The 25610-nt window shown below is 49.1% G+C and carries 18 protein-coding genes, 2 pseudogenes and 2 riboswitches; of the genes and pseudogenes, 4 read left to right on the top strand and 16 right to left on the bottom strand.

The genetic code is table 11. The features are described from left to right. Nucleotides 1-31: 31 nt before the first annotated feature. On the bottom strand, nucleotides 32-241 hold the full coding sequence (locus tag RJP21_RS00505; RefSeq protein WP_310857628.1) for a hypothetical protein: 210 nt from the start codon (nucleotides 239-241) through the stop codon (nucleotides 32-34). A 223-nt stretch (nucleotides 242-464) separates the two neighbouring features. Here RJP21_RS00505 and RJP21_RS00500 point away from each other — a divergent pair, with 223 nt between their 5' ends. Then, nucleotides 465-1592: a DUF4261 domain-containing protein gene (locus tag RJP21_RS00500; RefSeq protein ID WP_310857627.1), complete on the top strand. Its 1128-nt coding sequence runs from the start codon at nucleotides 465-467 to the stop codon at nucleotides 1590-1592. A gap of 134 nt (nucleotides 1593-1726) precedes the next feature. Then, the gene (locus RJP21_RS00495; protein WP_310857626.1) at nucleotides 1727-1897 is read left to right on the top strand and encodes a hypothetical protein; all 171 of its coding nucleotides are present in this window, start codon (nucleotides 1727-1729) and stop codon (nucleotides 1895-1897) included. An 82-nt stretch (nucleotides 1898-1979) separates the two neighbouring features. On the opposite strand, the gene RJP21_RS00490 is transcribed toward RJP21_RS00495, so the two are convergent. Together RJP21_RS00490 and RJP21_RS00485 are read right to left on the bottom strand one after the other, a co-directional pair. After that, nucleotides 1980-2405, bottom strand: a complete 426-nt coding sequence (locus RJP21_RS00490; RefSeq protein ID WP_310857625.1) for a hypothetical protein — start codon at nucleotides 2403-2405, stop codon at nucleotides 1980-1982. Between the two features lie 39 nt (nucleotides 2406-2444). Then, nucleotides 2445-3788 carry an aminotransferase-like domain-containing protein gene (locus tag RJP21_RS00485; RefSeq protein ID WP_310857624.1) on the bottom strand — a complete coding sequence of 448 codons (1344 nt, stop codon included), beginning with the start codon at nucleotides 3786-3788 and terminating at the stop codon, nucleotides 2445-2447. A gap of 198 nt (nucleotides 3789-3986) precedes the next feature. On the opposite strand from RJP21_RS00485, the gene RJP21_RS00480 reads away from it, so the two are divergent. Together RJP21_RS00480 and RJP21_RS00475 are read left to right on the top strand one after the other, a co-directional pair. After that, the gene (locus RJP21_RS00480; RefSeq protein ID WP_310857623.1) at nucleotides 3987-4766 is read left to right on the top strand and encodes an arylamine N-acetyltransferase family protein; all 780 of its coding nucleotides are present in this window, start codon (nucleotides 3987-3989) and stop codon (nucleotides 4764-4766) included. Nucleotides 4767-4935: 169 nt separating this feature from the next. Further along, nucleotides 4936-6423, top strand: coding sequence for an MFS transporter (locus tag RJP21_RS00475; protein WP_310857622.1), 1488 nt, complete (start codon nucleotides 4936-4938; stop codon nucleotides 6421-6423). 133 nt (nucleotides 6424-6556) lie between these two features. Here the strand turns inward: RJP21_RS00475 and RJP21_RS00470 are convergent, their stop codons facing one another. The 13 genes and pseudogenes from RJP21_RS00470 to RJP21_RS00415 form a co-directional block, all read right to left on the bottom strand. After that, nucleotides 6557-6970, bottom strand: a complete 414-nt coding sequence (locus RJP21_RS00470) for an ester cyclase (RefSeq protein ID WP_310857621.1) — start codon at nucleotides 6968-6970, stop codon at nucleotides 6557-6559. A 174-nt stretch (nucleotides 6971-7144) separates the two neighbouring features. Beyond that, nucleotides 7145-7771: a class D sortase gene (locus RJP21_RS00465; RefSeq protein ID WP_310857620.1), complete on the bottom strand. Its 627-nt coding sequence runs from the start codon at nucleotides 7769-7771 to the stop codon at nucleotides 7145-7147. A 113-nt stretch (nucleotides 7772-7884) separates the two neighbouring features. Next, nucleotides 7885-9978: an Ig-like domain-containing protein gene (locus tag RJP21_RS00460; RefSeq protein WP_310857619.1), complete on the bottom strand. Its 2094-nt coding sequence runs from the start codon at nucleotides 9976-9978 to the stop codon at nucleotides 7885-7887. 45 nt (nucleotides 9979-10023) lie between these two features. Beyond that, nucleotides 10024-10338, bottom strand: a pseudogene (locus tag RJP21_RS31185) (isopeptide-forming domain-containing fimbrial protein); the annotation flags it as partial. An 808-nt stretch (nucleotides 10339-11146) separates the two neighbouring features. Further along, nucleotides 11147-11246, bottom strand: a riboswitch (cyclic di-GMP riboswitch). Nucleotides 11247-11651: 405 nt separating this feature from the next. After that, nucleotides 11652-14912: pseudogene (locus tag RJP21_RS00455) on the bottom strand (Ig-like domain-containing protein); the annotation flags it as partial. 234 nt (nucleotides 14913-15146) lie between these two features. Then, nucleotides 15147-15246: riboswitch (cyclic di-GMP riboswitch) on the bottom strand. 251 nt (nucleotides 15247-15497) lie between these two features. Next, entirely contained in the window at nucleotides 15498-16403 is a 906-nt protein-coding gene (locus RJP21_RS00450) for a copper amine oxidase N-terminal domain-containing protein (RefSeq protein ID WP_310857617.1), read from the bottom strand. Between the two features lie 182 nt (nucleotides 16404-16585). After that, on the bottom strand, nucleotides 16586-18112 hold the full coding sequence (locus RJP21_RS00445; RefSeq protein WP_310857616.1) for an ABC transporter substrate-binding protein: 1527 nt from the start codon (nucleotides 18110-18112) through the stop codon (nucleotides 16586-16588). Nucleotides 18113-18139: 27 nt separating this feature from the next. Next, nucleotides 18140-18901: a response regulator transcription factor gene (locus tag RJP21_RS00440; RefSeq protein WP_310857615.1), complete on the bottom strand. Its 762-nt coding sequence runs from the start codon at nucleotides 18899-18901 to the stop codon at nucleotides 18140-18142. Between the two features lie 6 nt (nucleotides 18902-18907). Beyond that, complete coding sequence (locus RJP21_RS00435; RefSeq protein ID WP_310857614.1) at nucleotides 18908-20635, bottom strand: sensor histidine kinase; 1728 nt, start codon at nucleotides 20633-20635, stop codon at nucleotides 18908-18910. Between the two features lie 286 nt (nucleotides 20636-20921). Beyond that, on the bottom strand, nucleotides 20922-22409 hold the full coding sequence (locus tag RJP21_RS00430) for an ABC transporter substrate-binding protein (RefSeq protein ID WP_310857613.1): 1488 nt from the start codon (nucleotides 22407-22409) through the stop codon (nucleotides 20922-20924). A 174-nt stretch (nucleotides 22410-22583) separates the two neighbouring features. Continuing rightward, complete coding sequence (locus tag RJP21_RS00425) at nucleotides 22584-23513, bottom strand: carbohydrate ABC transporter permease (RefSeq protein WP_160039646.1); 930 nt, start codon at nucleotides 23511-23513, stop codon at nucleotides 22584-22586. Between the two features lie 11 nt (nucleotides 23514-23524). Next, a complete protein-coding gene (locus tag RJP21_RS00420) occupies nucleotides 23525-24469 on the bottom strand; it encodes an ABC transporter permease (protein WP_310857612.1) in 945 nt (314 codons plus the stop codon). A 332-nt stretch (nucleotides 24470-24801) separates the two neighbouring features. Continuing rightward, complete coding sequence (locus RJP21_RS00415) at nucleotides 24802-25197, bottom strand: type II toxin-antitoxin system death-on-curing family toxin (RefSeq protein WP_397386155.1); 396 nt, start codon at nucleotides 25195-25197, stop codon at nucleotides 24802-24804. Nucleotides 25198-25610: the final 413 nt, after the last annotated feature.

Below are 25610 nucleotides of genomic sequence, written 5' to 3'. Positions count from 1 at the left end.
AAAGATCACAGGACTTACCCAGTCGTTAAGTTCAAGATTCCGGAGGAAGGCTTTCAACGGCAGTAAAAAACACGTCGAGCAGTTCTTTACCGAACTCGGTTTTGACGTAAGCGGATATGCGGTCCAGCTCCTCTCTGCTGCCGTACTCCAAACATGGGCGCCCTTCGCACCACAACACCCTGCACGCAAAAGCCTCCCTTACGCGCTCGATCATATAATCCTGCTCACAGCCGACTGACATTGACTCCCCTCCTCTGCACTACTTCAATTTGCTTCTTTTGCTAAGCAGCTCTCCTTATTATTCAAAATCTAATTTCCCGCTTCCTATGACATACATCACAATATGTTAGAGAAAACAAGCGCTTGATCAAGCTTTCACGCCGCAATCTATGAATTTGAATTAAGCTCCTGCGGTTGGTAGAATGTACCTTTAAAGACTATATTTCGATAAAGGAGCGGAAATAATGACGACCCAACGGCAAGCAGCCATGCAGTCCATGATCGACTGGCTGGCGGATGAACGCGAACTTGGACGGGAGCCTAGCAAAATCGAACTTGCGGGAGAATTTGATTTGCACGGTATGCACTACTACATATTTAAGTATAAAAAGACCCTGCTCGGAAAATGGCTCCTCGGCGTGTGCGGTGGCTACGAACATGACTTGGATACCGAACATTGCGGCCATGTTTTCAGCGAAATGCAGCCTTATGATCCTGCCACGGCTCAGCAGGAGGCCATAGCCATGGTAGAAATGATCCGCGAGTTCTGGATGAAGCAGGCAGCGGCGCTCGAGGCGGAGCAAAACGAAGAATCCCAGGAAGCACCTCAAAATGACAATGGGGGTCTGTTCAACGGATTCGTGCTGCTGGATTCGCCGGAATGCGACATGGAACAAATCAAAAAGAATCTATTGGAGGATTGGAATATCTCCTGCTCGCAAGAAGGCGAAGAAAATTCCAAGGAAGAAAAAGAGGGCACTCTCGTGTTCGAAACGGAAGGCTTCACCGTGGCGTTAAGCTTCGTCGATGCTCCCGTCCCGGATGAAGAAGCCGAACGGAACGCTCAATGGAACTACCTTTGGAAAGACGCGGTGGAAAAAACGAAAACCCATGTGGCTCAAATCATCTTGGCCGTATTTACCCGGTCCGGCTCCCCGCTGGACAGCGGCAAATTATACGCAAAGCTCGCAGCCAGCTGCTTGAAGCTCCCGAACGCAGTCGGTTTATATTCCTCCGGCACCGTCTTCCAGCCTGAAATTTTCGTGGAATTCGCGGAACTGATGAAAACGGATGAAGACTTTTTCCCGCTGCTGAACCTGGTTCATTTCGGCCTTGTCCGTTCGGAGAATGGCATCAACGGCTATACCTTGGGATTGAAGTCCTTCGGCAAGGACGAAATCGAAGTGTTGGACAGTCAGGTCTCCCCATCCGAGCTGCGCGATTTCCTGATCGACATCTCCAGTTATATCGTGGAACAAAACGTCACGTTAAGAGACGGGGAAACGATCGGCTTCAGCGCCGAACAGAAGCTGCCGATCAATCGTTCGGAAGGCGTGTACGTCGAAGGCGACAGCCTTAAAATCAAATTTTAAGCCAGGCTCCGGCATCCAACCATGTTGGCTCCACACGCTCCACATTTCATTTGGTTCTCCCAATGCATAGAGGTACGTTGGAAATTGCATCCTAAGGCGGAAGGGATCTTTAACACAGGAGGTAACTTAGCCGAATGAATAAGGAACAAAACAGAGCAGAACAAGCCGAAGGGCTGGATCGGACCACGAAAATAAACCGCAGCAAGGGCCCTGAAGCCGAAGATACGGAATTTGCCGAAGAACCCGGCAGCGAATTCCGTTCCGCATTTAAAAATCCGGTTACCGGCGAAGAACGTCTATACTAATCGCACTTGATCCGGACAGCATAGGAAACTTCATATCGGCCGTTCACAAAGGTTAATTTTAGGTCGCTTTAACGACTTGAGATTAACCTTTTGTGTTGAATGCAGCCGCAAAATCCCTCGAAAAAAATTGAATCGCCGCGACATAAAGCGGAAAAACCACCATTTCGCCAAGCGCGATCAATCCGACGGCGGGCAGAGGTACCTCCTGAGGGTTCGTGATCGGGTACAGCGCCGCAAAGCTGCGGATGAGTGCATATAAATAAGGAAACCAGAGGATTGTCGTGACATACCGCCATTTTTGCTTCCCTATCCACCGTCTGTTAATGATGAATAGAAGAACCGTGAAACAGATGAAAATCAGCACTTGCGCCGCATCGATCAGCTTGCCGGCATCCGTCCATCCGGTGAGCCGTTCGATTCGGTATACATTCATCATGAGTTCAATATGAACGAAAAGAACAAACGCATATAGCAGGCTCATCCCGTTCAACTTCAGCAAGTATCCCATGCGAACCTCCTATTAAGGATAACCGGGTAATATAGAACGCTACCAACTGTCATTTCGCTTTATCTCCTCGGCAATTCCTCGTATACCCTCATCGATTTGCTCCAGCCGGGTCCGGGAAATGCTGATCCGAATAAATTTTTCCCGCGTCCGGAAATGCGATAGATAATGTTTTTTTCCGGATATGACTTTAATGCCCCGATCTTCAAGCCGTGCCACTAGGCGCTCCAAGTTTACCGTATGCGGCACCTTCAGCTGGATGTAGATGCCCGAGGCGACGTGCGCAGCCTCAATCACCCCATCCTTATTATGCCTTTGAATGGCTTCGTTTGCTGCCCGGATGCGGGCCGCGTATTGATTGCAAATGGCATGCTTATGGCGCTCATACATGCCGTTTTTGATATAGATCTCAAGCGCGGCCTGGGAGAGGAGCGAAGTGTCCGGGTACCTTTTGTAATGGCGAAACGTCTCTACAAGATGCCCGGGCATAACTGCAGCCCCCAAACGCAGGCCGGGGAAAATGATTTTCGAAAAGCTTTTTACGTAAATGACATGTTCTTTCCTGCTATATGCAAAAATCGGATCAAAACCGCGCTCATTCCCCAGATCCGCCATATAGTCGTCCTCAACGACGTACACGCCATATTTGTCCGCCAGCCTGGCAATCGCTTTACGCTCCTGAACCGTATACGAGGTACCCAGCGGATTATGGTAACGCGTCATCGTATAAAAAAATTTGATCCCGCCGCTTCGAAACGTTTCCTCCAGCTCCGCAAGGTCAATGCCGTCCGAGGTGCGAACAATTCCTTTGACCGGCAGGTTTTCCGTTTCTAAAAAACGCAAATAGATGTCATAGCTGGGCTGTTCGACCAGAATAACCTCATTTCCGTTCGGAAACGGCATTTTTGCCAGCATTTCAAGCACCTGCTGCGCGCCCGATGTGATGAAAATCTGTTCGCTTTTGGCAAACACCTGGTCACCGGCCAAATGGGAGACGAGCGTATGGCGCAAACTCTCCATTCCCTGATTGCTGCCGTAGGTAAAGAGGTGATGTTTGTAGGTGTCGATCGCCTTGTTCAGGCAGTGCTGAAAATCGAGATACGGAAACAGATTGATATCCGGCAATGCCGATGCAAAATCAATGACCCCATTCTCCTGTCCGTCCCCTTCTTCCATCGGTTTGTCTACGACATAATAACCGCTTTGGGGAATCGCATAAATGGCATGCCGTCTTTCGAGTTCAGCATAAGCGCGGGTGACCGTACTGACGCTGCACCGGTAATGCGCGGCTGCATCGCGAACGGAAGGAAGCTTTTGGCCTGGAGCAAACTTTCCCTGCTGGATTTTCTGTTCCATGTCCGACAAAATGGCAGCATATTTTTTCATGTACGGTTCTCCCTTCCATTTTCAAATGGCGGTATTCTTTTTCATATTATACCTGACCTTCAAACTGTATCGATACAGTTGCTTCAAAACGGCATTGTTGGTCGCTTCGTTTTAACATACCTTGGAGATATAAGATTTCACCGAGTCCTGTTGATTCATCATGACGGGCAGGCCAGAGAAAGAAGGAGGCAGTGATCCATGAATGTTAATGGATATTTGAAACGATTAGACGTAAAGGAACAGAGACAGGCGTCGCTGGATTTTCTCCGGCTTCTCCAGAACGGTCATGTCACCCGCATCCCGTTTGAAAATTTGGATATCGTAGGCGGCATCCCCCTTTCCCTAAACGCCGAAGATCAGTACGACAAAATCGTCGCGCGCGAAAGAGGCGGCGTCTGTTACGAATTAAACGGCTTGTTTCACGAGCTGCTGCGCGAGCTTGGTTTTTCCGTATCGCTGACAGCGGCTACCGTCAAAACAGAGGATGGATGGTTTGTGACAGGCTCCCATGCCATCAACATGGTACGGGTCGACGGCTCCGATTATTTGGTCGACGTCGGTTTCGGCGGGAGAACTCCAAGGCAGCCGGTTCCGATAACCGGCGAAGAGGTGCATGATGCGGACGGCGGCTCCTACCGGATTCGTCCTTGGGGTGGCCAGGAGGGTAAGCTTGTCCTTGAGAGACGTGAAGGATCGGTCTGGGATACCTTATATAAATTCGATCCGGCCGAAACGAAGCGGTTGAAAGATTTTTACGATGTATTTATGATGACCCAATGCGGCGAACAGTCCAAATTCAACAAGATGCCGGTCGCGATGATCCTGACCGAAGAAGGGCGCATCACGCTTAATGATCACTCTTTGACGATGGTGATGGAAAACCGGAAAGCGAAAGAAGTGATAAAGCCTGGAGATTTCGAAAAAGTTTTAGCCGATATTTTCAACATTAAGTCTTCGCCCATACAGATTGAGCGCTGAACAGGTACCATGTACCAGGATGAATAATCCACGAAAAGGGCCGATTGAGGAGTTATTTCCTTCCGGCCCTGTTCCTGCATGCAAATCCGGCCATGACGCATCATCCTCCCGTTTCCAGCGAATACTAACGGCGAAATGATCAATTTTGTCGTTAGGAGATCAGAAAACGATGAACAGTCATGAAAAGCATAAATGGCCGCTGATCGGCAAACGTTCGAAGCCCAAGCTGCATAAAGACGACATCACGATCGTCGATGCAAAAATGGCGAAAAAAGCCGTCATCGCAACGGCTCTCGGGAACGCGATGGAATGGTTCGATTTCGGGATTTATTCTTATCTTGCGGTCGTGATCGGGAAAGTGTTTTTTCCGGAAATGACCGGTTCGGTGCAGCTGATTTATACCTTCGCCACATTTTCCATCGCGTTTATCGTGAGGCCTTTTGGCGGATTGTTTTTCGGACGTCTCGGAGACCGCTGGGGCCGAAAAAAAGTGCTGACCATCACGCTGTTGATGATGGCGATTTCTACACTGTGCATCGGACTGATCCCGAGTTACGCCTCCATCGGAACGACGGCTTCGGTTCTGCTCTTGCTTGCCCGATTGGTCCAGGGTTTTTCCACGGGCGGGGAGTATTCGGGAGCGATGACCTTTATCGCCGAATCGACGCCCGATAAAAAAAGGGGCTTTTTATCCAGCGGACTTGAAGTAGGAACCTTGGTCGGTTATATTGCCGGGTCCGGTTTGGTCACGCTGCTGACCTATCTTCTCGGTTCCGAGCAGATGCTTGCTTGGGGCTGGAGAGTTCCTTTTTTTATCGCGGCTCCCATCGGTTTGGTCGGGCTGTATCTTCGCGGCCATTTGGAGGAAACGCCTGCTTTTGAAGCGATGGAGCAAGCCAAGGACGAGGATAAGCCGAAAACGCCGCTCCGGGAACTGTTCTCGAGGCATTTGAAAGTCATTCTGATCTGTACCGTGCTCGTCTTTTTCTTTAACGTCGTCGATTACATGGTCCTGTCCTATATGCCGTCACACCTGACCGCCGTACTCGGCTACGGGGAGGCCGAAGGGTTGCTTCTGATTCTGATCGTCATGTTCATCATGATTCCGATCGTGCTGGCCATGGGTTATTTCAGCGACCGGATCGGCAACAAACGCATTATGCAGATAGGCCTGGCCGGGCTGCTTATCCTGTCTCTCCCGGCTTTTCTGTGGATCAGCAGCGGGAAACTCGGGCTCGTATTTCTGGGACTGCTCATTCTGGCGGTATTCCTGACCTGCTTTGAAGGGACGATGCCTTCCGTGCTGCCCGCCCTGTTTTTTACCGATGTCAGGTATGGCTTACTGGCGGTCACGTACAATATCTCGGCCTCCTTGTTCGGCGGCACGACGCCTCTCGTTATGGCTTGGCTCATTAATTTGACCAAAAACAATCTCGTCCCGGCCTATTTTTTGATGGCGACGTCCATCATCGGTTTGGTTGTCGTCACGTTTTGGTTTACCGACACCTCGGGCAAAGCGCTGCGCGGCTCCCCGCCGGCCGTCGAGGAGAAACATGAAATCAAGGAGCTGCTGAAGGAACCGGAAGAAGCGCTGTGGTGGCATGAAGAGCACGCGATGATCCATGAATCGGGGACGGATTCGGAGCAGAGGAGATAGACGGCGGGAGAGTATTTTCTGTAGGCTCATTGTTCAATTGACATGGAAATAGGTTAGGAAGCACCCTCAAGCAGACGGATGAAGCGGTATTCCCTGTCTGCGTGAGGGCTTTTTCATTGATCCGTGGGTGGCATTATCCTTGGGCTGCGGTGCCGCGGATCTGGCTCCACGTCGTAACCATATCGATCCAGCCGCGATGTTCGGCAATTCGCCCATCCGACACGCGATACTGACGGTACAACGTCACATCGATCTGACGGCCTGTCGGCGCTGTGCCAAAAAACATGCCCTCATGCGTGCCTTTCACGGTCATTCGAACGAGAACTTTGTCGCCTTGGGCGACCATTTCCTCCACCGTGTAGCGTTTATCCGGGAAAGCACCAAGGATTTTCATCGCAAACTGCTTCAATCCCTCCCTGGATTGGTAGCTGAGTTCACGATAATCGTCCGACAAAAACCGGTCCACGCTTTCCATATCGCTCCGATTCCAAAAGGATTCAATGAATTCGCTGACGAGAGCCGCATTTTTCTGCTCCAGGGTTTGCATGTAAACATCTCCTCTATCCTGTTTTCACGAATGCCTGAGCAAACCGGGGGGCAGACACAGGCTCGGCAAAATGGAGCAAGCACAAAAAAACCACAACCTTCGTGAACTGCACCTCCAATGTTAGATGGTGTCTAACAATTGGGGGGCAGTTCATCGCGGCTGTGGCTTTTGGCATTACGCCGACCCGTTCGTTTTGCTCAGGGTACCCTTATCATTTGAAACCGGGTAGGCGTAAACGACATACCGGTCGGGAGCGGCCCCTACGTAACGGAAAGGATAGCAAGTCGAAACGACGAGTACCTCTTCTCCCATCGGGCGAATGACGGAAGTATCGTTTTTATCGACGATTTTCGTACTCGCAATTTCGTATTCGAATGAACCGTAAGGCATTTTGACGATGAAGCGGTCTCCGATCCCGAGCTCGCCGAATTTGCGGAACACCGTATCGCGGTGCCCGGATAACAAGATTTGTTCCCCATCCGACGGGAACACGGTTCCGCTGTAATGCCCAACGCCTTTTTCCAGCATCTCTTCATCCGTACCTTCAATGATCGGCAATTCCGCCTTGATCTTTGGTATTTCCAGCAATCCAATGACGTCATTGTCGGCGGGATGAAATTGCTGCCGGGTTACCGAAGGATCGGGATCGGATGCGGGCGTGGTCAATGGCTTCGTTTGGGGAAGGTCAGTGGATTTTTCGCCAACCAAAACTTCGGCCTGAGCCAAGGCCTTTTTTAACTGGATCTGATGTTCGGCATATTGGAAAATGGCAATGGATATCAAGACGACTCCAAGGACCATAATCAAGGCTCCTGCTTTCCTCCGCAAACCATCCACTCCCCTGCATGTTGAATATAAGGCGAAGAAAACACCTTTCACGCAGAAAAGTGTTTTCTTCTTAAAAGATACAACGATTATACCTTACGTTTTCTCCAGATAAACAATCCTGCAAGCAGAATGATCATTCCGAGGAGTCCTAAGTTATAAACATTCGTTGCCGTGTTAGGCAGCTTGTTGCCGGATTGTCCGCCCGTTTGGTCCGCTGGCGAAGGAGCTTTTCCAGACTCCCCTGCGACCGATCCGTTATCTTCCAACGAAGAGCCCGAGCCATTGCCCGCATCCGGAGCTGTTCCGTTTCCAGGTTTGGTTGGAGTCGTACCGCCTCCAGGGTTTGTAGACGTTGTTCCGTTCCCTGGATTGGTCGGTGTCGTTCCATTTCCGGGATTCGTCGGCTCAGGGGTGGTTCCTGGAACCGTCGTTCCCGGTCCAGTACCGGTTCCCTTCACGTTGACCGTCACCACGGACGTCGTGGTGCCGCCGCGGCCGTCGCTCACTATCACCGTAAAGCTGTCCGTTCCGGTATAATCCCGGTCCGGTACATATGTCCACGTTCCGTCCGGATTCACCGTCACCGTTCCATGCTTCGGATCGCTTCCTTTCGCATACGTCAGCGGGTCGCCATCGGCGTCCGTTCCGGTTACTTTTCCGGTGGCCGGCGTATTTATTGGCGTTTCTGTCACGTAGGAAGGCACGTTTGGCACCTGATTCGGTTTTACCGGGTCCGTGCCCGTTCCTGGATTCGGCGTGGTTCCTGGACTTGTTCCAGGATCCGTACCTGGGTTCGTCGCAGGTTCCTTCACGTCAACCGTGATCGTAACCGTGGTTTTTCCACCCTTGCCATCATCCACAATTACCGTAAAGCTATCCCCGCCTACATAGCCCGGATCCGGCGTATAGGTCCACGTTCCATCCGGATTCACCGTAACCGTACCGTGTTCCGGATCTTTGCCTGGGGTATACGTCAAAGGATCGCCATCCGGGTCGGTGCCATAGACGGTGCCCGTTACGGAAGTTCCTTTTTCCGTCGTTACAGAATCATTCGGCGCGGTTGGTGGTTGATTAGTTGGCGGTGTCGGCGTATTTGGCTCCGTCACACCGACGGTAATTTTCGACTCCGTTTTGCCTCCTCTACCGTCATCCACGATTACCGTGAAGCTGTCTTCGCCAACATAACCCGGCTCCGGTACATAGATCCACGATCCATCCGGATTTACCGTAACCGAACCGTGTTTCGGCTCGCTTCCTTTGGTGAAATTCAGCGGGTCCCCGTCCGGGTCTTCAGCATCTACTCTGCCGGTGACCGGCGAATCATTCGTTGTCGTTACGTTGTCATCCTGCGCGACCGGCGGACGGTTTGGCTTGTCCGTTACATCCACCGTAATGGTCGATGTCGTGAATCCGCCGTTACCGTCGCTTACGATGACCGTAAAGATATCCGGGCCGCTATATCCCGGATCCGGGTTATACTCCCATGTTCCATCCGGATTTACGGTCACCGTGCCGTGTTTCGGATTGGTTTCGATATCAAACGTCAGCTTATCCCCATCCGGGTCTGTACCATACACGCTACCGGTTACCGATTTGTCCTTCTCTGTCGTCACATTGTAATTATCGGTTACCGGCGGGTGGTTTGGCGGATCTTTTACGTGCACCGTCACCGTCGAGGTGGAGGTTCCGCCTTTGCCGTCGTCTACGATGACCGTGAAGCTATCTTCTCCGACAAAAGTTGGATCAGGTATATACTCCCACGTTCCGTCCGGATGAACGGTCACCGTACCGTTTGTCGGACCGCTTCCTTCTTTGAACGTCAGTGAATCGCCGTTTGCGTCAACGCCATATACGCTTCCGGTTACGGTTGTGCCCTTCCATGTCGTTTCTTCGAAATCCGGCGAAATCGGCGGACGGTTCACATCAACCGTAACGCCGTTGGAATTCCGGGTTTCATGATCTCCCGACAGCAAATTGTCGTATTCTACGGTCGCCTGATTGGCTACCGTTGTCGTTTTGTACTTCGAGAGCACTTTAACTTTGAATTGGACTGTCGTTCCTCCAGGCAGAACGTCGACGTTCGGGATTCTGCCTGCCTGGCTTCCGTTCGCTCCGTTTCCTAAACGAACGACTACCCGCTTTTCGCTTGCAAGAAACTCCCCTTGGTCATCGCCGCTCACATCTGTCAGCTTCCCGGCATTCGGGCCCGATACAATCTCCAAGGATCCAGGCACGTATTCGGTTCCGTCAGGAATATTGTCCGTAAATACAGTGTTGGCTGATTCGTCTCCACCATCATTTTTAAAGTTGACCGAATACGTTAAAGTATCTCCTTCTTGTACATTGTCAACTGGGGAAACGGACTTTGTGACGACTCCGTAAGGTTCCGTTCCAAGGAAGATATCGTCCAGAAAATTACCGGCTGCTGTATCACCGTCGGCACTAGAAATCGCTTCAAAACCAAATCTTGTTTTGTATTGTCCTGCAGGAACAACATATTTGCCTGAATAGTAATACCATCTATCGTTATCACTTGTCATGGTTTGAATAGTTTTAAGGTTTTTAGGATCAACATTAGCTGAATCGATCTTTAATGCCATTGTATCTTTTCCACTTCGACCTCTATGAGCCAATCTCCAATAAATGGTTTGCCCTGGGGTCGTATCTACGTCTTGATATAGCTGAGCAGCTTCCCTGCTGTTCAGCTCGGCAAATTGCTGACCTTCTGCTGGAGGAACCTTTAGAGATTTATAATAATGATCGGGTGGAATCTCATCCCCCAATCTCTTATTCATTATTTCAAATAGGCCTGATGGATCTGTTGTTTTCCAGCCAGGAACGACACTTTGAGGAGCATCAAACCACCCTATTTGTTTGTAAATATTGGGGTTGGTATCCGAATAAGGAGGTTCCTCAAATCCACCGTTGATTAGCGCCACCCTTTTCACGGGAGAGCCAGCTTGTGCAGCATATGCTTTTTGTCCATCGATAAAAGAAGTAGCTGATAATAAGTTACTTGCGACTAAGGCAGTCGCAACTGTGATGGCGGCCCGTTTCATATACCGCATTTTCATTTCTCGTCCTCCCTTGAGATCAAGTACAAAGCCTTTTATTTATTTCAACGAATATTCCTCTTCAATTCAGCTTGAGTCCTATCAAATTTCTGAACTGAACTATAGGTGGATTGAAGCGTTTCTAGAACGTTTAAATGCAAGCCGTCCCAACTGACATTCGAACCTTAGTTTTTTTAGCATCGCCTCCCATAATGCATATTTTTTCGCCGAATGTACCTTAAAAATAAAAACGCCGTCCTATAGCAAACGCTAATAGACGGAGTTCTCCGTCGTATTCGGCAGCTGGCTGGCAGTAGCATTTGTAGTTCCCTACAAATCCGTTAGCCCCTATAGCTTTGCGTCCCCATTTTTCAATGGGTTTGCCATGATCGTACGAGCTTGTATGTAGTTAAAATTTTTAATATTTACTTAAAAATATAATATATGCGAATCTTAAGTTAGGGACTAAAGCCCCATTTTTACAGTATTTTCTTCCCTTTTGTCGTTTTTAGGAAAATGTTTTTCTTTCTTGAAGATATAACGAGTTCGAATTTGCCGTATTATGAGCAGTCAATAGTGAAAGCAACAAATCATGTCTATGGCTTCATTGCCTATGAAAGATGATAAGAATCAGCCATATAAGGCATATAGCCGGTTCTTCTACATCGTTCCTGACAACGTAAAATGTCGTGTTGTATCATATGGACATAGAAAAGGCTGTCGAGAATGTCTCGACAGCCTGAACCCTTTTCGTGCAGTTTGTTTCTTTAAAAATCCAACGATTATACCTTACGTTTTCTCCAGATAAACAATCCTGCAAGCAGAATAATCATTCCGAGGAGCCCTAAGTTATAAACATTCGTTGCCGTGTTAGGCAGCTTGTTGCCGGACTGTCCGCCCGTTTGGTCCGCTGGTGAAGGAGCTTTTCCAGACTCCCCTGCGACCGATCCGTTATCTTCCAAAGAAGAGCCTGAGCCATCCCCCGAATCCGGAGCCGTTCCTTTCCCAGGTTTGGTTGGAGTCGTACCGCCTTCAGGGTTTGTAGGCGTTGTTCCGTTCCCTGGATTGGTCGGTGTCGTTCCATTTCCGGGATTCGTCGGCTCAGGGGTGGTTCCTGGAACCGTCGTTCCCGGTCCAGTACCGGTTCCCTTCACGTTGACCGTCACCACGGACGTCGTGGTGCCGCCGCGGCCGTCGCTCACTATCACCGTAAAGCTGTCCGTTCCGGTATAATCCCGGTCCGGTACATATGTCCACGTTCCGTCCGGATTCACCGTCACCGTTCCATGCTTCGGATCGCTTCCTTTCGCATACGTCAGCGGGTCGCCATCGGCGTCCGTTCCGGTTACTTTTCCGGTGGCCGGCGTATTTATTGGCGTTTCTGTCACGTAGGAAGGCACGTTTGGCACCTGATTCGGTTTTACCGGGTCCGTGCCCGTTCCTGGATTCGGCGTGGTTCCTGGACTTGTTCCAGGATCCGTACCTGGGCCTGGATTCGTGCTTGTTCCAGAATCAGTCACGTTGACCGTCACTGTCGAAGTGGTCTTTCCACCCTTCCCATCATCCACGATCACCGTAAAGCTGTCTTCGCCAACATAACCAGGCTCTGGCGTATAGGTCCAGGTGCCATCCGGATTCACCGTGACTGAGCCGTGCTTCGGATCGCTACCTTTGGTAAATGTAAGCTGGTCACCGTCCGGATCTATTCCATAAACGCTTCCGGTTACCGACGTATTATTTGGTGTCGTTACGTTTTCATCTCGCGTGACCGGTGGTTGGTTCGGTTTGTCTGTTACGTTAACTGTTATCGTGGATGTCGTTTTTCCACCCTTCCCATCATCCACGATTACAGTGAAGATATCTGGGCCTACATAGCCCGGATCCGGTTCATACTTCCACGTTCCGTCCGGACTTACCGTCACGGTCCCATGCTTTGGATCGCTTCCTTTGGTGAATGTAAGCTGATCACCGTCCGGATCGGTTGCATACACGCTGCCGGTTACTGTCGTATCCCGCTGCGTCGTTACGTTTTCATTGCGGCTCACTGGCGGCAGATTTGGCGGCTCCGTTACGTTGACCGTCACCGTGGAGGTGGAGGTTCCGCCCTTGCCGTCGCTCACCGTAACCTCAAAGCTATCGGTTCCGGTAAAATCGGGATCTGGAACGTACTTCCATGTTCCATCCGGGTTCACCGTCACTGTGCCATGCGTCGGATCGCTACCTTTGGTAAATGTAAGCTGGTCACCGTCCGGATCTATTCCATAAACGCTTCCGGTTACCGACGTATTTTTCCATGTAGTTTCTTCGGTATTCGATGTCATTGGCGGTCGGTTAGCCGGTGGGTAAACATTCACTTCCACGTCCGGCTTGCCCGGAGTGTCGATATTGTCGCCAGTCACTTCGGCCACGTTGCGAATGCTTTGGCCAGCTTGGCCTGGTTGGATGATTGCTTTGAATTGGACCGTGTGCCAATTGGTGTCCGAAATGACTCCGAACTGACCGACAACCTGACCTGCAGTATAATGTCCTTGGTCATCACCTTCGGCATCCGTCACCGCTGTGCCGTCTACGCGAAGCGTGCCCGGAACATATTCCAGCCCTGCCGGAATCGCGTCGGAGATCACCAGATTCGTGACCTGACTATCTGCTGCCGCGTTTCGGGTTTGAATCGTATATAAAAGCGTATCTCCTACTTCCGGATGGGCCGAATCCATGTTTCCAGCCGCTTTTTCCTGAAGCGCAGCCTTTTTATTCGATTCAAGCACGGGAACCCGCGGATAAATGTTGATCGTCGTCGTCGGCTTGTCCGGAACGTCGATATTGTCCCCGACTACCGCTGCCGTATTTGCAATATCCTTGCCTGCCTGGCCCGGCAGCACTGTCACTTGAAACGTGACGGTGTGCAATGCGGTATCTTTAATGACACCAAACTGACCGACTACCTTGCCTGAGGCATAATGCCCTTTGTCGTCCCCTTCAGCATCAGTGACAGACACGCCGTCCACCTTTAAACTGCCCGGGACATACTGTAGCCCTGATGGAATTGTATCCGAGATAACAAGATTACTAATGAAGCTGTTAACCACTTTGTTCCGGCTCTGAATCGTGTATAGAAGCGTATCTCCTACTTCCGGGTGGGCCGTATCCGTGTTACCTGTCGCTTTTTGTTGAATGGTTGCCTTTTTCTGAGATTCAAGTTCAGGAGGATTAGGATCGAACTTCGGCGTAACTTCCGATGCCAGATCATAAATCAATCCCCCTGTCATTTCTCCGATGTAAGTGGTGCTCAAAGTATCACGGTTAAGTATATAGAATTTCGGATTACTCAGCCCACCGACGATTAATATATTTCCGTTAGGTAAAAAGCTCATTCCTCTGAACCCATTCTCTACAGGGACACCATCTGCAGAAGATATGGCGATACTGCGAACCATGGTAGACGTTCTTGGGTCCAACTGAACTAATGAACTGTCTTCGTAAAACCATAGATAACCATTACTATCAAAAACCAAATCGCCACCCATATCCTGGTATGACGGGAGACTATAATTCGTTATTTCATTTGATTCCTTTTGTCCCGTAGATAAATCATAGGTTCCTATATAAACCTTACCGTTATGTCCATATACATAATAATATTTCCCATCAAAAATGACAGAACTCCCGGCTATACCCTCCACTTGTGATACAAACTGGGCTGTTCCGTTTTCATTAATTCTGTAAAGTTTAGAAACAGGATTACTGCTGTAAGAATAAGTAGCCGCATAAAAAGCTTTCTCATTCATTGCTACTGCCAATCCGTTTAAACCGGTATTTTCGGTAACACCTGTTATAGTAACACTAGCCTTTGGAGTAGCAGTTGGATTATTGCCATCAAATTGATGGAGTGTCATCCCCTGGATACCATACGAATCAATTTTATTAATCGTTAATGTCCCTGCTGCATGAATTGCACCTGGCGATAAAGGGAGTCCCACGCTAAGGATAAGCAAAAGTACAGAAAACTGAATAAAGAGACGCTTTAATAAATTGGTTCGCTTCATAGAGCGGTCATTGTGCAATTGTCTCCCCCCAAATCATACTTAATTCGAAAGCTCTGATCGTTGATAGAGCGATCATTCCTTCGCCGTCAATCTTTCCAATTTCAGAAAATTACCTTATAGAACTCCTTCCCTCCTCTTTCTTTCGTCTTTTTTATAGACAGGGCTCGAAACCCCAGCTATCAAAATAGTTAAAATTTTAAATATTCAGAAAAAGAAAACCCCCGTCCATAACAGACGGAGGCTTCCGTCGTATTCGGCAGCTGGCTGGCAGTAGCATTTGCGTTTTACAGCAAATCCGTTAGCCCCTATAGCTTTGCGTCCCCATTTTTCAATGGGTTTGCCATGATCGTACGAGCTTATATGTAGTTGAAAAATTTAACATTTACTTAAAAATATAATATATGCGAATCGTAAGTTAGGGACTAGAGTCTCATTTTGCAATATTTCCTTCGTTTTTGTCGTTTCTACTCACCGCTCTATTAGAAAAAACGGTCTGCTTTTGGAAAAATAAAGAGAACCGGCCAATTGGCCGGCTCTCCGGTTATTTTCTCAAGTACATCGATAACGTCCTTTACGTACAGTGCCTCGCCGTCTTCGGCGGCATCAACCCGGAAAAGACAACGCATTCTCGGCGTACGGATCAAAGCGGTTTATCGACATCGTAAGCCCGTTATAAAAGGTATACACATCTCCCGTATACTTATCGACCCAAAAATCATACATCATAGGGATGACGTAATACCTGTCGTTCTCCGATTCGATTTTCAAATGTGTAATGACATTCCTCAAAATGGCCTTGTCATCTTCCCTACCCGGTTTCTCGTTCGCGGCAAGCGGAACAAATGGGCCGAATTTTGATTCATAAGCGATAACGAATTCCTTTTTGGCTTTGTCGATGGCAGCCTCTTTGGAAAGGATCTTGGCATCGCTTGGATACCGGCTGATCATTACATGCGGCAGTCTGGGAACCATATGCGGCTGCGAGAGATCTTTTCCATTAAAATAATCCACTTTGGCGCGCAAAGCTTCGGCCACAAATCTCGCAGGCACGTAGGTGCTACGGTGTATGATTTTTGGCGCGACAGTCATATCGACTTTTTTGCCGTTTACCTTGGCATGCGTGGAGTGCATGAATAATTCGACCGTTTGGCCGCCATCGGCAATCGTGACTTTTTGGGCTTTGGAATCCCACTTGATTTGAGCCCCCAAATGTTCGGCCACGATTCGGACCGGCAGCAGCGTCCTGTTATTTTCCGTCACCACATTCGCATTTTTGATGATGGAGCCGTTGATAAATAATCCTACAAAATCTTTGCCGATGGACTCTTGGCCCGAATCACCATAGCGGATATAAAATTCGGCATCGACTCCTTTTTCATACGGATAAATGGAGATTCCGGCGACATTCGTCGGGGGCACGGCCCCCTCAGCCGATGCATACGCAGAACAAGCCGACCATAACACCGATGATAACAGCATGGATAGAACCAAACGTTTGAGCACCACCATCGCACCTCTTTTTCCTATTTTTAGATGAAATGACTCCCCGCATCGTCATGACTAAAAATGAACTGCCCTGATTGATAAGCTCCTAATGGAAAGTCTTCATCTAAGAGACGGTTTAGCACCCGTTTGGGTTACGAATGGAAGTGCGCAGGACTGTACCAATTTCATGGATCCGGTCGGAAGCATCAGAGCCGCTGCTTGTGCGCCATACGCCAAGCGTCGAGCTGTTTTTGCACTTCGGCACGAACCTCGTCCAGACCGGCCTGCTTCAGTTCCTGATTGAACTTCGGCAGTTCGGTATCGATATCCACGCTGCCTGTCATCAGGCTCGGGTAATATTTTTGCCATACCATCTCGATGTTCTGCATCTGGATCGGCATCATGGATAGATCGGGCGTAAAACCCAGCATGCTGGATTTAACGACTCTTGCGTTGGAAGAACGGAACTGATCCCATTTATTCAAAGGGTCCGGAAACGCGCCGCCCATCGTCTTCAAAATGAACCAGTTGCCCTGAGTATACGTGACCCCCGTGTAACCGGGCGTTTCATCCGGGATGGGATTCCCGCTGGCGTCCTTCGGAGGAATAGGCACGACTTGGCCATTCTCGTCCAAGCTGTAATGCACGCCCTCTATCCCATAATTGAACAAATTGCGGACTTCGGGGTCCGTATTGAGCAAATTCAAAAATTTAATGGACTCTACGGGGTGCTTGGTTTCCGCGCTGACCGCCATAATGCCGCCCCGCAAAGATTCCGTCGTGACGAGCTCGGGCGTTACGGCGTTCGCCACCACCTTGTAGCCGCGGTCCTTGCTCCAGCTGTTTACCGCAAGTGGGCCGCCGTCGGAGGCTTTCCAGAACAACTTCGAACCTATCTTCAGCTTTTGATTCTCCCGTAAAGCAGCATCTTCGTTGATGTAGCCCGCCTTATAATAGCGCCGCAGCGTATTCAGCACTTTCCGTGCTTCTTTCGTTTCGAATATATTCACCACGGGAGCGTTTGGATCTAAGGACTTCACCATCAAAGGCAGCTTCTTGTCTATGACGTATTCGTAGCCGTCCAAGGCGAAGAAGTTCTGCGAGTCCTTGTCCAGCTCCATGGGCAAATAATCCGGTTCCTTTTGTTTGATCATCCGCAGCAAAGGTTCAAGCGATTCCAGCGTGTTGTATTTTGTAATATCGATCTCGTACTTCTTCACCAGTTCATCCGGATACGTCCACTGTTGGCGCACCGCGAGTTCTTTATTGGTAGGGATGCCGTAAATGCCGCCGTCGTCCATACGCACCCCCTGCCAAAAAACGGGATCGATGGCCTCGTACATTTCCTTGCCTACGGTAGAGAGATAGTCATCCAGCCGCAACCATGCGCCACGTTTGGCATAACCCGTGAAGTCCTGGGCAAAAGCGACATCAAAAGGGGTTCCCGCCGATATCATCGTGTTCAACCGGTCTTCATACTCTTGCCATCCTACCTTGACGTAGGTGATGGTAACGCCGATCTTTTTGGCCAGGATCTCATTGATTTTGTCGTTCACCAGCTTCAGATCCTTGTCCGGCTCGCCGATCGTGTAGTAGATGAGATTCACCGTGGCGCCGCCGGGCTTCCCCTCATCTTCGCCGGAAGACGAGGAGCACCCCGTCCCCGACAGCGCTAACATGACGGTTAATGCAACATATAGAATGATACGACCCCAAAAAGAGGGTTGCTGCATACAAAGGCCTCCTTTGTCACGTTAAACCTAGCTCTGTTTTCTCATTTCCGATGGCGACTTGCCGAAATAACTTTGAAAATGGGTGTAAAAATAATTCAGATTGGGGTATCCCACGGAAAGCGCAATGCTGGAAATTTTTTCGCTGGTCGTTAAAATGAGTTCCCGCGCGTGAAGCATTCGATAGGCCATCAAATATTCCGAAAACTTCATATGCGCTTCCTTCAGAAACAGCTGTCCAAGGTACGTACTGTTCATCCGAAAACGCTCCGCCACTGATTTCAGAGTGATGTTCTGGGCATATTCCGCCTTCACCATCATCAAGATGCGGTTGGTCAACTTGGATAATTGATCGTACGGAATTCCCAAAATCGGATCGGCGTTCAGGTCCTCGCCGCTTGCGCCGTCCAGGGTGCCGTGCAAATCTTCCACGATGATTTTTTCGATCACCTGCTGCAGCTTGGAACGTTCGACGGGCTTAAGCAAATAATCCTTCACCCCGCATCGGATCGCCTCCCGGGCGTATTCGAATTCGCTATAGCCGCTCATGATAATATATTGGGTGGGAAGGCGCATCTCTTTAAGCTTGCCGATGATTTCATAGCCGCGCTCCGTCCCTATGCACACATCGAAAATGGCGATATCCGGCAGCAGCTCTACCGCCTTGGACAAAGCGCCCTCTCCGGTTTCGCTCGTCTCGATCCGGTGAAAACCGTATCTTGCCCAATCCAAACTCCGCTTCATGCCCTCCAGAATCTGCGGTTCATCATCCACGATAAGAAGTTTGTACATGCCTGATCACTCCTTTGCGATCGTAACGGTAATCTTGACGCCTGCCTCCTCGTTGTTATCGACCTCCATGGAAAAGCCCTCTCCATAGAAAAAATGCAGCCGGGTATACACGTTGCGCAGGCCAATGCTCTTGACAGGAGCATCGTCACGGCTTGAAAGATTCCGCTTCACTTCGTCCAAACGCTCCCTGGAGATTCCTTTTCCGTTGTCGACAAATTCGAGCACGAAGCGCTGATCCGTTTCCCAGCCGTTGACGACCAGCAAATTAAATTCGTTGCCCGGATCGAAGCCATGAACGAAAAAATTCTCCGCCAGCGGCTGCATCCAAAATTTTACGGTAGATACGTTCCAAAGCGCCTCATCCACATTCAGCTGATAATAAAACCGCCCCGGGTATTTCAGCTCCATGATTTTCAAATATTTTTGCAAAAGTTCCAGCTCGCTGATGATGGATATGATGTTTTCTTTCTTCACGATATCCCGATATAAAGCGCCTAAGGTTGCAATGGCATCGGCGGTGTCGACGTCGCGGTTCACCAAAGCGGTAGAGCGAATGGCCTCTAACGTGTTGTACAGGAAGTGGGGATTAATCTGATGTTGAAGCGCCTTCATTTCCGTTTCCTGCTGCTTCAGCTTCAGCAAATATTCGGTGCGAATGTGTTTGTCGAGCTGGAGGACCATGTCATCCAACTCCCGGGCAATCATGCCGTATTCGTTCCGCCTGTAACGTGCCGGAGAATTCGACGTAAAGTCCGCGGTTTTCACGCGTTTGATGGAATAGATAATGCGCTGAAGGAATCGCGCGTCGTCACGCAGATTGTACACAATGATGAGCAATACGCTGATCATCGCCATCAATACAATGAATAACACCGCCGCAATAATGCCGGTATTTTGACGCATAAGCATCGGCAGATCGACAAGAACGACGAAGCGGAAATCGAACTTGGTGGAAGAAAAGGTCATAAAATACGTGCTTTTCAACCCGCCTAATGAAAGATAGCCGCTGGTTCGTCCGTCATCCGCCGCTTGAAGTACCAGCTTCCCGGCATGGCGGTTCCCGCCTAAGATCATGTATACCTCGCCGGAAGCGCTTACGGCTGCAGCCGTGTCCAATTTGTAGCTGTTTATTTTTTTGAACAGCTGCTCGCTGCTGATCAAGAAACGGAACTCCCCGATCTGGCGGGAAATCTGGTTCGGGTCGGATAACTTTTTGCGGTATACGAATCCCTTTTGGATCGTCTCGCGAAAGGTTTCATCCGTGTTCGGCAGGCGGAACGCGAAGCTGTCATTGCCGCTGCTGTCAAAGCGAACCGCATTGCCCCGCGACGCGGTATGAAGGCTGATTTGCGTAATGTCTCCCTGCCCTGAGCTGTACAAAAAAGCTTTCATATCGTCGGGAAAGGAGACGAGCGGTTCGTTAAATTGGCTGTTTTTCAGCCTGTTCGTCAGATACCCCTCCGCGCTATTGCCCAAAAAGTACCTGGCATCGGTCATCAGCCGATTGTTGGAGTATATTCGCTGCATGTATGCCTCGATGCGATCCGCATCATACTGAAGCTCGTTTTCGATGCGGGCAAAGGCGCTGACAGCCTCGGTTCGGGCGTTTTCGATCCATTGATACAGCAGTATCGCACAAGTCAGAATGCCAAGCGCCAACCCTAAAGTCACCACAAATACCGTATACGCAATGAATTTGCCGCGGTATATCTTAATCTGCAGAAAAGAACCCATGCGACGCCTCCTTTGCATCAGGTTGTTAACGGAGGATTTTGCAAAATCCAGAACGATGAGCATTCCATTTCATGAAAGCAATTTCATTATATCTTGTTTTCCTATATCAGGAGGATGCAAAATTCGATCCGGATCGACATTGGGATTTTGGCAAAGCCCTCATACAGGAAAAACGTCTATCGACGTACTTCTTCAGTAGACAGACCGCGTTTATATTATAAGGAAGCCCGAACGGGCAAGTGATCCTTCCGTTCGGGCTTCCAAGTCGGGCGTTGGCTTTTATGACTCACTTAAAGAAAGCATCAATCTGCTCTTGGGCGGCTTTCATGAGGGTATCCATGCCTGCCGCTTTGAGTTCGGACACGATCTTCGGAACCATTTTCTCCGGATCGGATGCGCCCGTGAGCAATTCATAACGGTATTTGTCCCACACCGCCTTGGTATTCGCCACCTCTGTAGAGAGATTGGAAATATCCATGGAGAAGCCCAGCAGCGAAGACGCAAACGCTTGTTCATTCAGCTTTTTAACCTGTTCCCACTGATCTGCAGGGGCATCCTTCTGTGTTGCCATGTCAAAGAATGTGCCTTGCGTGTAGGCAGCGAGCGGCCATGTATCTGTCGTGCGCTCAACAACCTTCTCGCCATCCACTTTCTTGTAATCCACACCCTCTTCACCAAAAGCGAGCATGTTGCGCAGCTTCGGATCGGTATTGACCAGTTCCAGGTATTTCAGAGCTTCTTTTTTATATTTCGAGTTGGCGGAAATTGCATTCAAAGAACCTTGGATCGTCGTCGTCGTGTAGATCGGTCCGTAATTTTGCACCATATCGTACTTTTCAACGCCATTGTTGACTTGCCAGCCCACTTCTGCACCAGGGAAACCTTGAGCGCTCATGAATGGTTTGCCTTTATCCGGTTCAGGCTTGGTTGGCGCGTCCGGATTGATAATGCCGTCTTGATACCATTTATGCAGCATTTTCAAATTCTCCATCACGTCCGGCTGCTCCAGAACAGATACGACCTTACGCGAAGCATCGTCCGCCTTTACGCCGATAGGAGCGAGTCCAAGGGCCATATCGTCGTATTCGTTAAAGAATCCGTTCAAGCCTTCGCTTTGCGTCATCGGAAGCGGATAGAAGCTTTTTCCTTCTCCTGCTTTCATGTCATGGAAAGGTTTATCGAGATCCTTCAGCGTTTTCATGTTTGGCACGTCAATGCCGTATTTCTCAACATACTTATGATCGAATACCCAATACTGGGTCAGGGACGAGTCCTTGTACGTAGGTACGGAGTAAATTTTGCCGCCGACTTTTGAGCCATCCCATACCTTCTCGGGAATAAGCTTATACAGATCCGGCGTTTCGCTTTGCACGAGATCCGTGAGATCGGCAAAGGCGCCCATGGCAACTTGCTGATTGTACTTGGAACCGTTCGTGAACATGATATCGAAAGGTTCGCCCGTATTTACGATCGTGTTGATCTTCGTATCCCATTCGCCCCAGCTGGCCACTTTGATATCCACTTTGACGCCGATTTTCTCGGCTGTGTATTCATTCATCGCTGCGACAGCCTTGTCAAAGTTGTTCGGAACCTGGCCGCCGATCGTCCACCATACCAAAGTAGGCACATCAGTGGAAGATGAAGAAGTTTTGGAAGCATCGGAAGCCTTCGGATCGGAAGCGGATGTATCCGACTTCGAGCCGCAAGCTGCAAGCGCTGACATCAGAAGCGTCAGAACGCAAGCAGTAGAAAGGAGCTTCAAAGGCTTTTTCATAAGTATTTCCCCCTTATAAATGTTGTTCTTGCGCCGTTTTGAAATTTTTGTATAAAAGTTGATGATGATCAGAACGGCGATGTATAAAAGAAAACGTCTTTCGACGGATTCTCTAAGTAGACAGACCGCTTTTAGCGGAACCTTTTCCCCATTGCTCGGCCTTCGGGGACCGCCTTATCCCTTGACGGCGCCGATCGTCAGGCCGGAAATGAAATACCGCTGGAAGAACGGGTAAGCAAAGGCTACAGGGAGCACGATAATGATCGCCACCGCCATCCGCGCGGATTCTTTCGGCATCGTTGCCGCAAGCATCGCGTAGCTGACGCCCATGCTGGCGGCATTTTTCGCAAGAGCATCCACGTTGCTCATCAAGTTGTTCAGCAGCGCCTGCAAGGAATACAGATCCTGGTTGTTGATGTACAGCATCGATTGGAACCAGTCATTCCAGTAAGCAAAGCACAGGAACAGTCCGATGGTTGCGATAACCGGCAAGGAAATCGGCAAAACGATTGAGAAGAAAATACGCAGCTGGCCCGCGCCGTCGATTTCCGCGGATTCGATCAGGCCGTCCGGAATCGTGCTCTTAAAGAATGTTTTGCAAATAATGACGTTGAAGGACGAAACGGCCAGCGGTAAAATCAGCGCCCAAACCGTATCCTTAAGTCCAAGCAAATTTGCGTTGATGTAATAGCTGGAAACCAAACCTCCATTGAAAATCATCGGAATAAATACGATCCAGGTCAGCAGCCCTTTGAGCTTGTAATTCGGCCGGGAGATGACGTAACCCATAGAGGCGGTCAGCAGCACGCCCAGTACCGTGCCCACAATCGTGACCAATGCCGATATGCCGAGCGCACGCAGAATCATCGTCCCTTGCTGTGCTATATAACTGTAAGCATCGCCGGATAGTGCGGTTGGAATGATGTGATATCCCGTCTGACGGATGGAGTCCTCGCTGGATAAGGATATGGAAAGCACAACCAGCATCGGCACCACGCATACTAACGCGAGCAAAATAAATATGAGATTGAAGACGATGTTGACGCCTTTGCTCGGGCGATTGAATTTATCCAAACCGCTTTCATAAACCGTTCTTGCTGCCATAAACGCACCCCCTACATCATCGCGCTATCCGGATCTATTCTGCGAACGATCCAGTTTGCCGTTAGAATCGTGATACAACCCAGCACGGATTGCACGAATGCGGCCGCGGAAGCCATGCCGACGGTTGCCGTTTTGAGTTGCTTATAAACCAATACATCAATGGTGGTGGTCACGTTAAACAAGGAGTTCGAATCCCGCGGTACCTGGAAGAACAATCCGAAATCCGTGTAGAAGATGCGGCCCACGGCCAAGATAAACATCATGACGATAACCAGTTTCATCAACGGCAGGGTAATGAATCGTGTCTGCTGCCAGATGGAAGCGCCATCAATGACGGCCGCCTCATAGTAGGTTTTATCAATGCCGGTGATTGTCGCCAAGTAAACGACCATACCGTAACCTACGCTTTTCCAAACATGCATGAAAATCAAAAGGTAAGGCCAGTATTTCGACTCCATATACCAGTTGATCGGCTCGCCGCCCATATTCACCAGCATTTGATTGACAATCCCTTTGTCAAAGCTCAAAAATGCCCAGCCTACCGCCGAAACGACGACCCAGGACAGAAAGTAGGGCAAAAACATCATGGTTTGATACACTTTGCCAGCTCTCCGATTGTGCAGCATGCCGACCATCAGGGCTAAAGCAACGGGAATGACAATGCCGAGGACGATAAAAATGATATTGTATCCCAGCGTATTTCGAATAATGATCCATGCATCGTTCGATTTGAACAAAAATTCGAAGTTCTTGAACCCCGCCCATGGACTGTTAATGACGTTACTTAGAAATCCGCCGCTTATTCTAAAGTTTTTAAAGGCGATAATGATGCCGAACATGGGTAAGAAGCAGAAAAGAATGTACCATATGGTCGTCGGCAGCGCCAAAAGCGTCAGCTCGGCATCTTGCTTGCGCCATCGCGTTCGTAAGCGCTTACCTTTTGTCTTAGTGCTCATGCCTGTCACCTCTTCCGTCATCCTATATTGCTTGTGTAAGTCAATTTTAAAGGAAATAGAGCGCTTTCATCCAGATAACAAACATGATAAAGTAGTCAACAAACGTTAGGTTTTGCAAGGAAATCGTCAAGGAAATCGCAAGATGACGATGGCCGGTTCATTTTGAACAAGAAAAAAGGTCACCCCGTGGATGACCGCTTTGTCTTTACAAATCCGTCAATTGGATATGAATCAAATACCTCATCATGCCGGATACTTCGTATCGGCCACTTATAGGTTCAAAAAGGTGACGCGGCTTGTTTAAAATCACTTTGATTTCTTCCATTGCCACATTACCTAGCATTTGAATGTTTTTCAAGTATTTGAGCAATCGATTCGAGTTCGTACTTCCCTTGTGCAATGTCAACCATAAACTCCACCGCTTCATTACGCTCCATTTTCAAATGAAAGCCGTTTAACAATAAAAATGATTTTGTCACAAGATAAGCTGTCCGTTTATTTCCATTGTGAAAACAATAATTTTTGACCAAAGACTCCACTAATGCAGCTGCTTTGTCATATAAAGTTGGGTATGCATCTTCCCCAAACAGGCTTTGTTGCGGTCTATGTACCGCAGATTCAAGCAGACCATGGTCTTTGACGCCTGCTTGACCTGCATCGTTCATTCTTGTCATTATAACTAAGGAGCGAACCGTGGCTATACAAAACCACCATTGCCACCGCTTCACGTTACCTAGACTTCACGGTAGACTCACTGTGACTTACCTTCAACTAAGGCTTGGTCCATAGGTTCCTTCAGACGTGAATCTGCCCATGCCCTGTAATGTAGAATCAGAGAACTGAAGTATAAGCTGACTCTCCTGTTCAATACAATTATATGGGTCAATATCCGGTTTGCCGCATGCTTGGATTTGCCGCCAAGCTGCTTCCACACATCACCCGGATAACCGATCTTATTCAGTATTGAATACGTCTCTTTTCACGCTGCCCCTTCTCTTCCCCATTCTCTTTATACGCGATATGCATAACTGTACTGATACAGTTCTGAAAATTCGTTATTGTTGGCATCTGCATTTCGTTTTACCATTTCATGTATCAGTTCCAAGTTCGCGATCATGAATCTATGATGAACACTCAAAGT

Source organism: Paenibacillus sp. VCA1, from assembly GCF_031583795.1.
Lineage (GTDB): Bacteria > Bacillota > Bacilli > Paenibacillales > Paenibacillaceae > Paenibacillus_AQ > Paenibacillus_AQ albilobatus.
The sequence above is the reverse complement of the archived record's forward strand: the minus strand, read 5'-3'. Positions and strand labels throughout refer to the sequence as shown.

Coding starts and splice junctions, on each gene's coding strand:
- RJP21_RS00440 (WP_310857615.1), bottom strand. CDS start 18,901: ATGTACAAACTTCTTATCGTGGATGATGAACCGCAGATTCTGGAGGGC.
- RJP21_RS00480 (WP_310857623.1), top strand. CDS start 3,987: ATGAATGTTAATGGATATTTGAAACGATTAGACGTAAAGGAACAGAGA.
- RJP21_RS00490 (WP_310857625.1), bottom strand. CDS start 2,405: ATGGGATACTTGCTGAAGTTGAACGGGATGAGCCTGCTATATGCGTTT.
- RJP21_RS00470 (WP_310857621.1), bottom strand. CDS start 6,970: ATGCAAACCCTGGAGCAGAAAAATGCGGCTCTCGTCAGCGAATTCATT.
- RJP21_RS00465 (WP_310857620.1), bottom strand. CDS start 7,771: ATGGTCCTTGGAGTCGTCTTGATATCCATTGCCATTTTCCAATATGCC.
- RJP21_RS00430 (WP_310857613.1), bottom strand. CDS start 22,409: ATGAAAAAGCCTTTGAAGCTCCTTTCTACTGCTTGCGTTCTGACGCTT.
- RJP21_RS00420 (WP_310857612.1), bottom strand. CDS start 24,469: ATGAGCACTAAGACAAAAGGTAAGCGCTTACGAACGCGATGGCGCAAG.
- RJP21_RS00425 (WP_160039646.1), bottom strand. CDS start 23,513: ATGGCAGCAAGAACGGTTTATGAAAGCGGTTTGGATAAATTCAATCGC.
- RJP21_RS00495 (WP_310857626.1), top strand. CDS start 1,727: ATGAATAAGGAACAAAACAGAGCAGAACAAGCCGAAGGGCTGGATCGG.
- RJP21_RS00500 (WP_310857627.1), top strand. CDS start 465: ATGACGACCCAACGGCAAGCAGCCATGCAGTCCATGATCGACTGGCTG.
- RJP21_RS00450 (WP_310857617.1), bottom strand. CDS start 16,403: ATGGTGGTGCTCAAACGTTTGGTTCTATCCATGCTGTTATCATCGGTG.
- RJP21_RS00445 (WP_310857616.1), bottom strand. CDS start 18,112: ATGCAGCAACCCTCTTTTTGGGGTCGTATCATTCTATATGTTGCATTA.
- RJP21_RS00475 (WP_310857622.1), top strand. CDS start 4,936: ATGAACAGTCATGAAAAGCATAAATGGCCGCTGATCGGCAAACGTTCG.
- RJP21_RS00485 (WP_310857624.1), bottom strand. CDS start 3,788: ATGAAAAAATATGCTGCCATTTTGTCGGACATGGAACAGAAAATCCAG.
- RJP21_RS00505 (WP_310857628.1), bottom strand. CDS start 241: ATGTCAGTCGGCTGTGAGCAGGATTATATGATCGAGCGCGTAAGGGAG.
- RJP21_RS00435 (WP_310857614.1), bottom strand. CDS start 20,635: ATGGGTTCTTTTCTGCAGATTAAGATATACCGCGGCAAATTCATTGCG.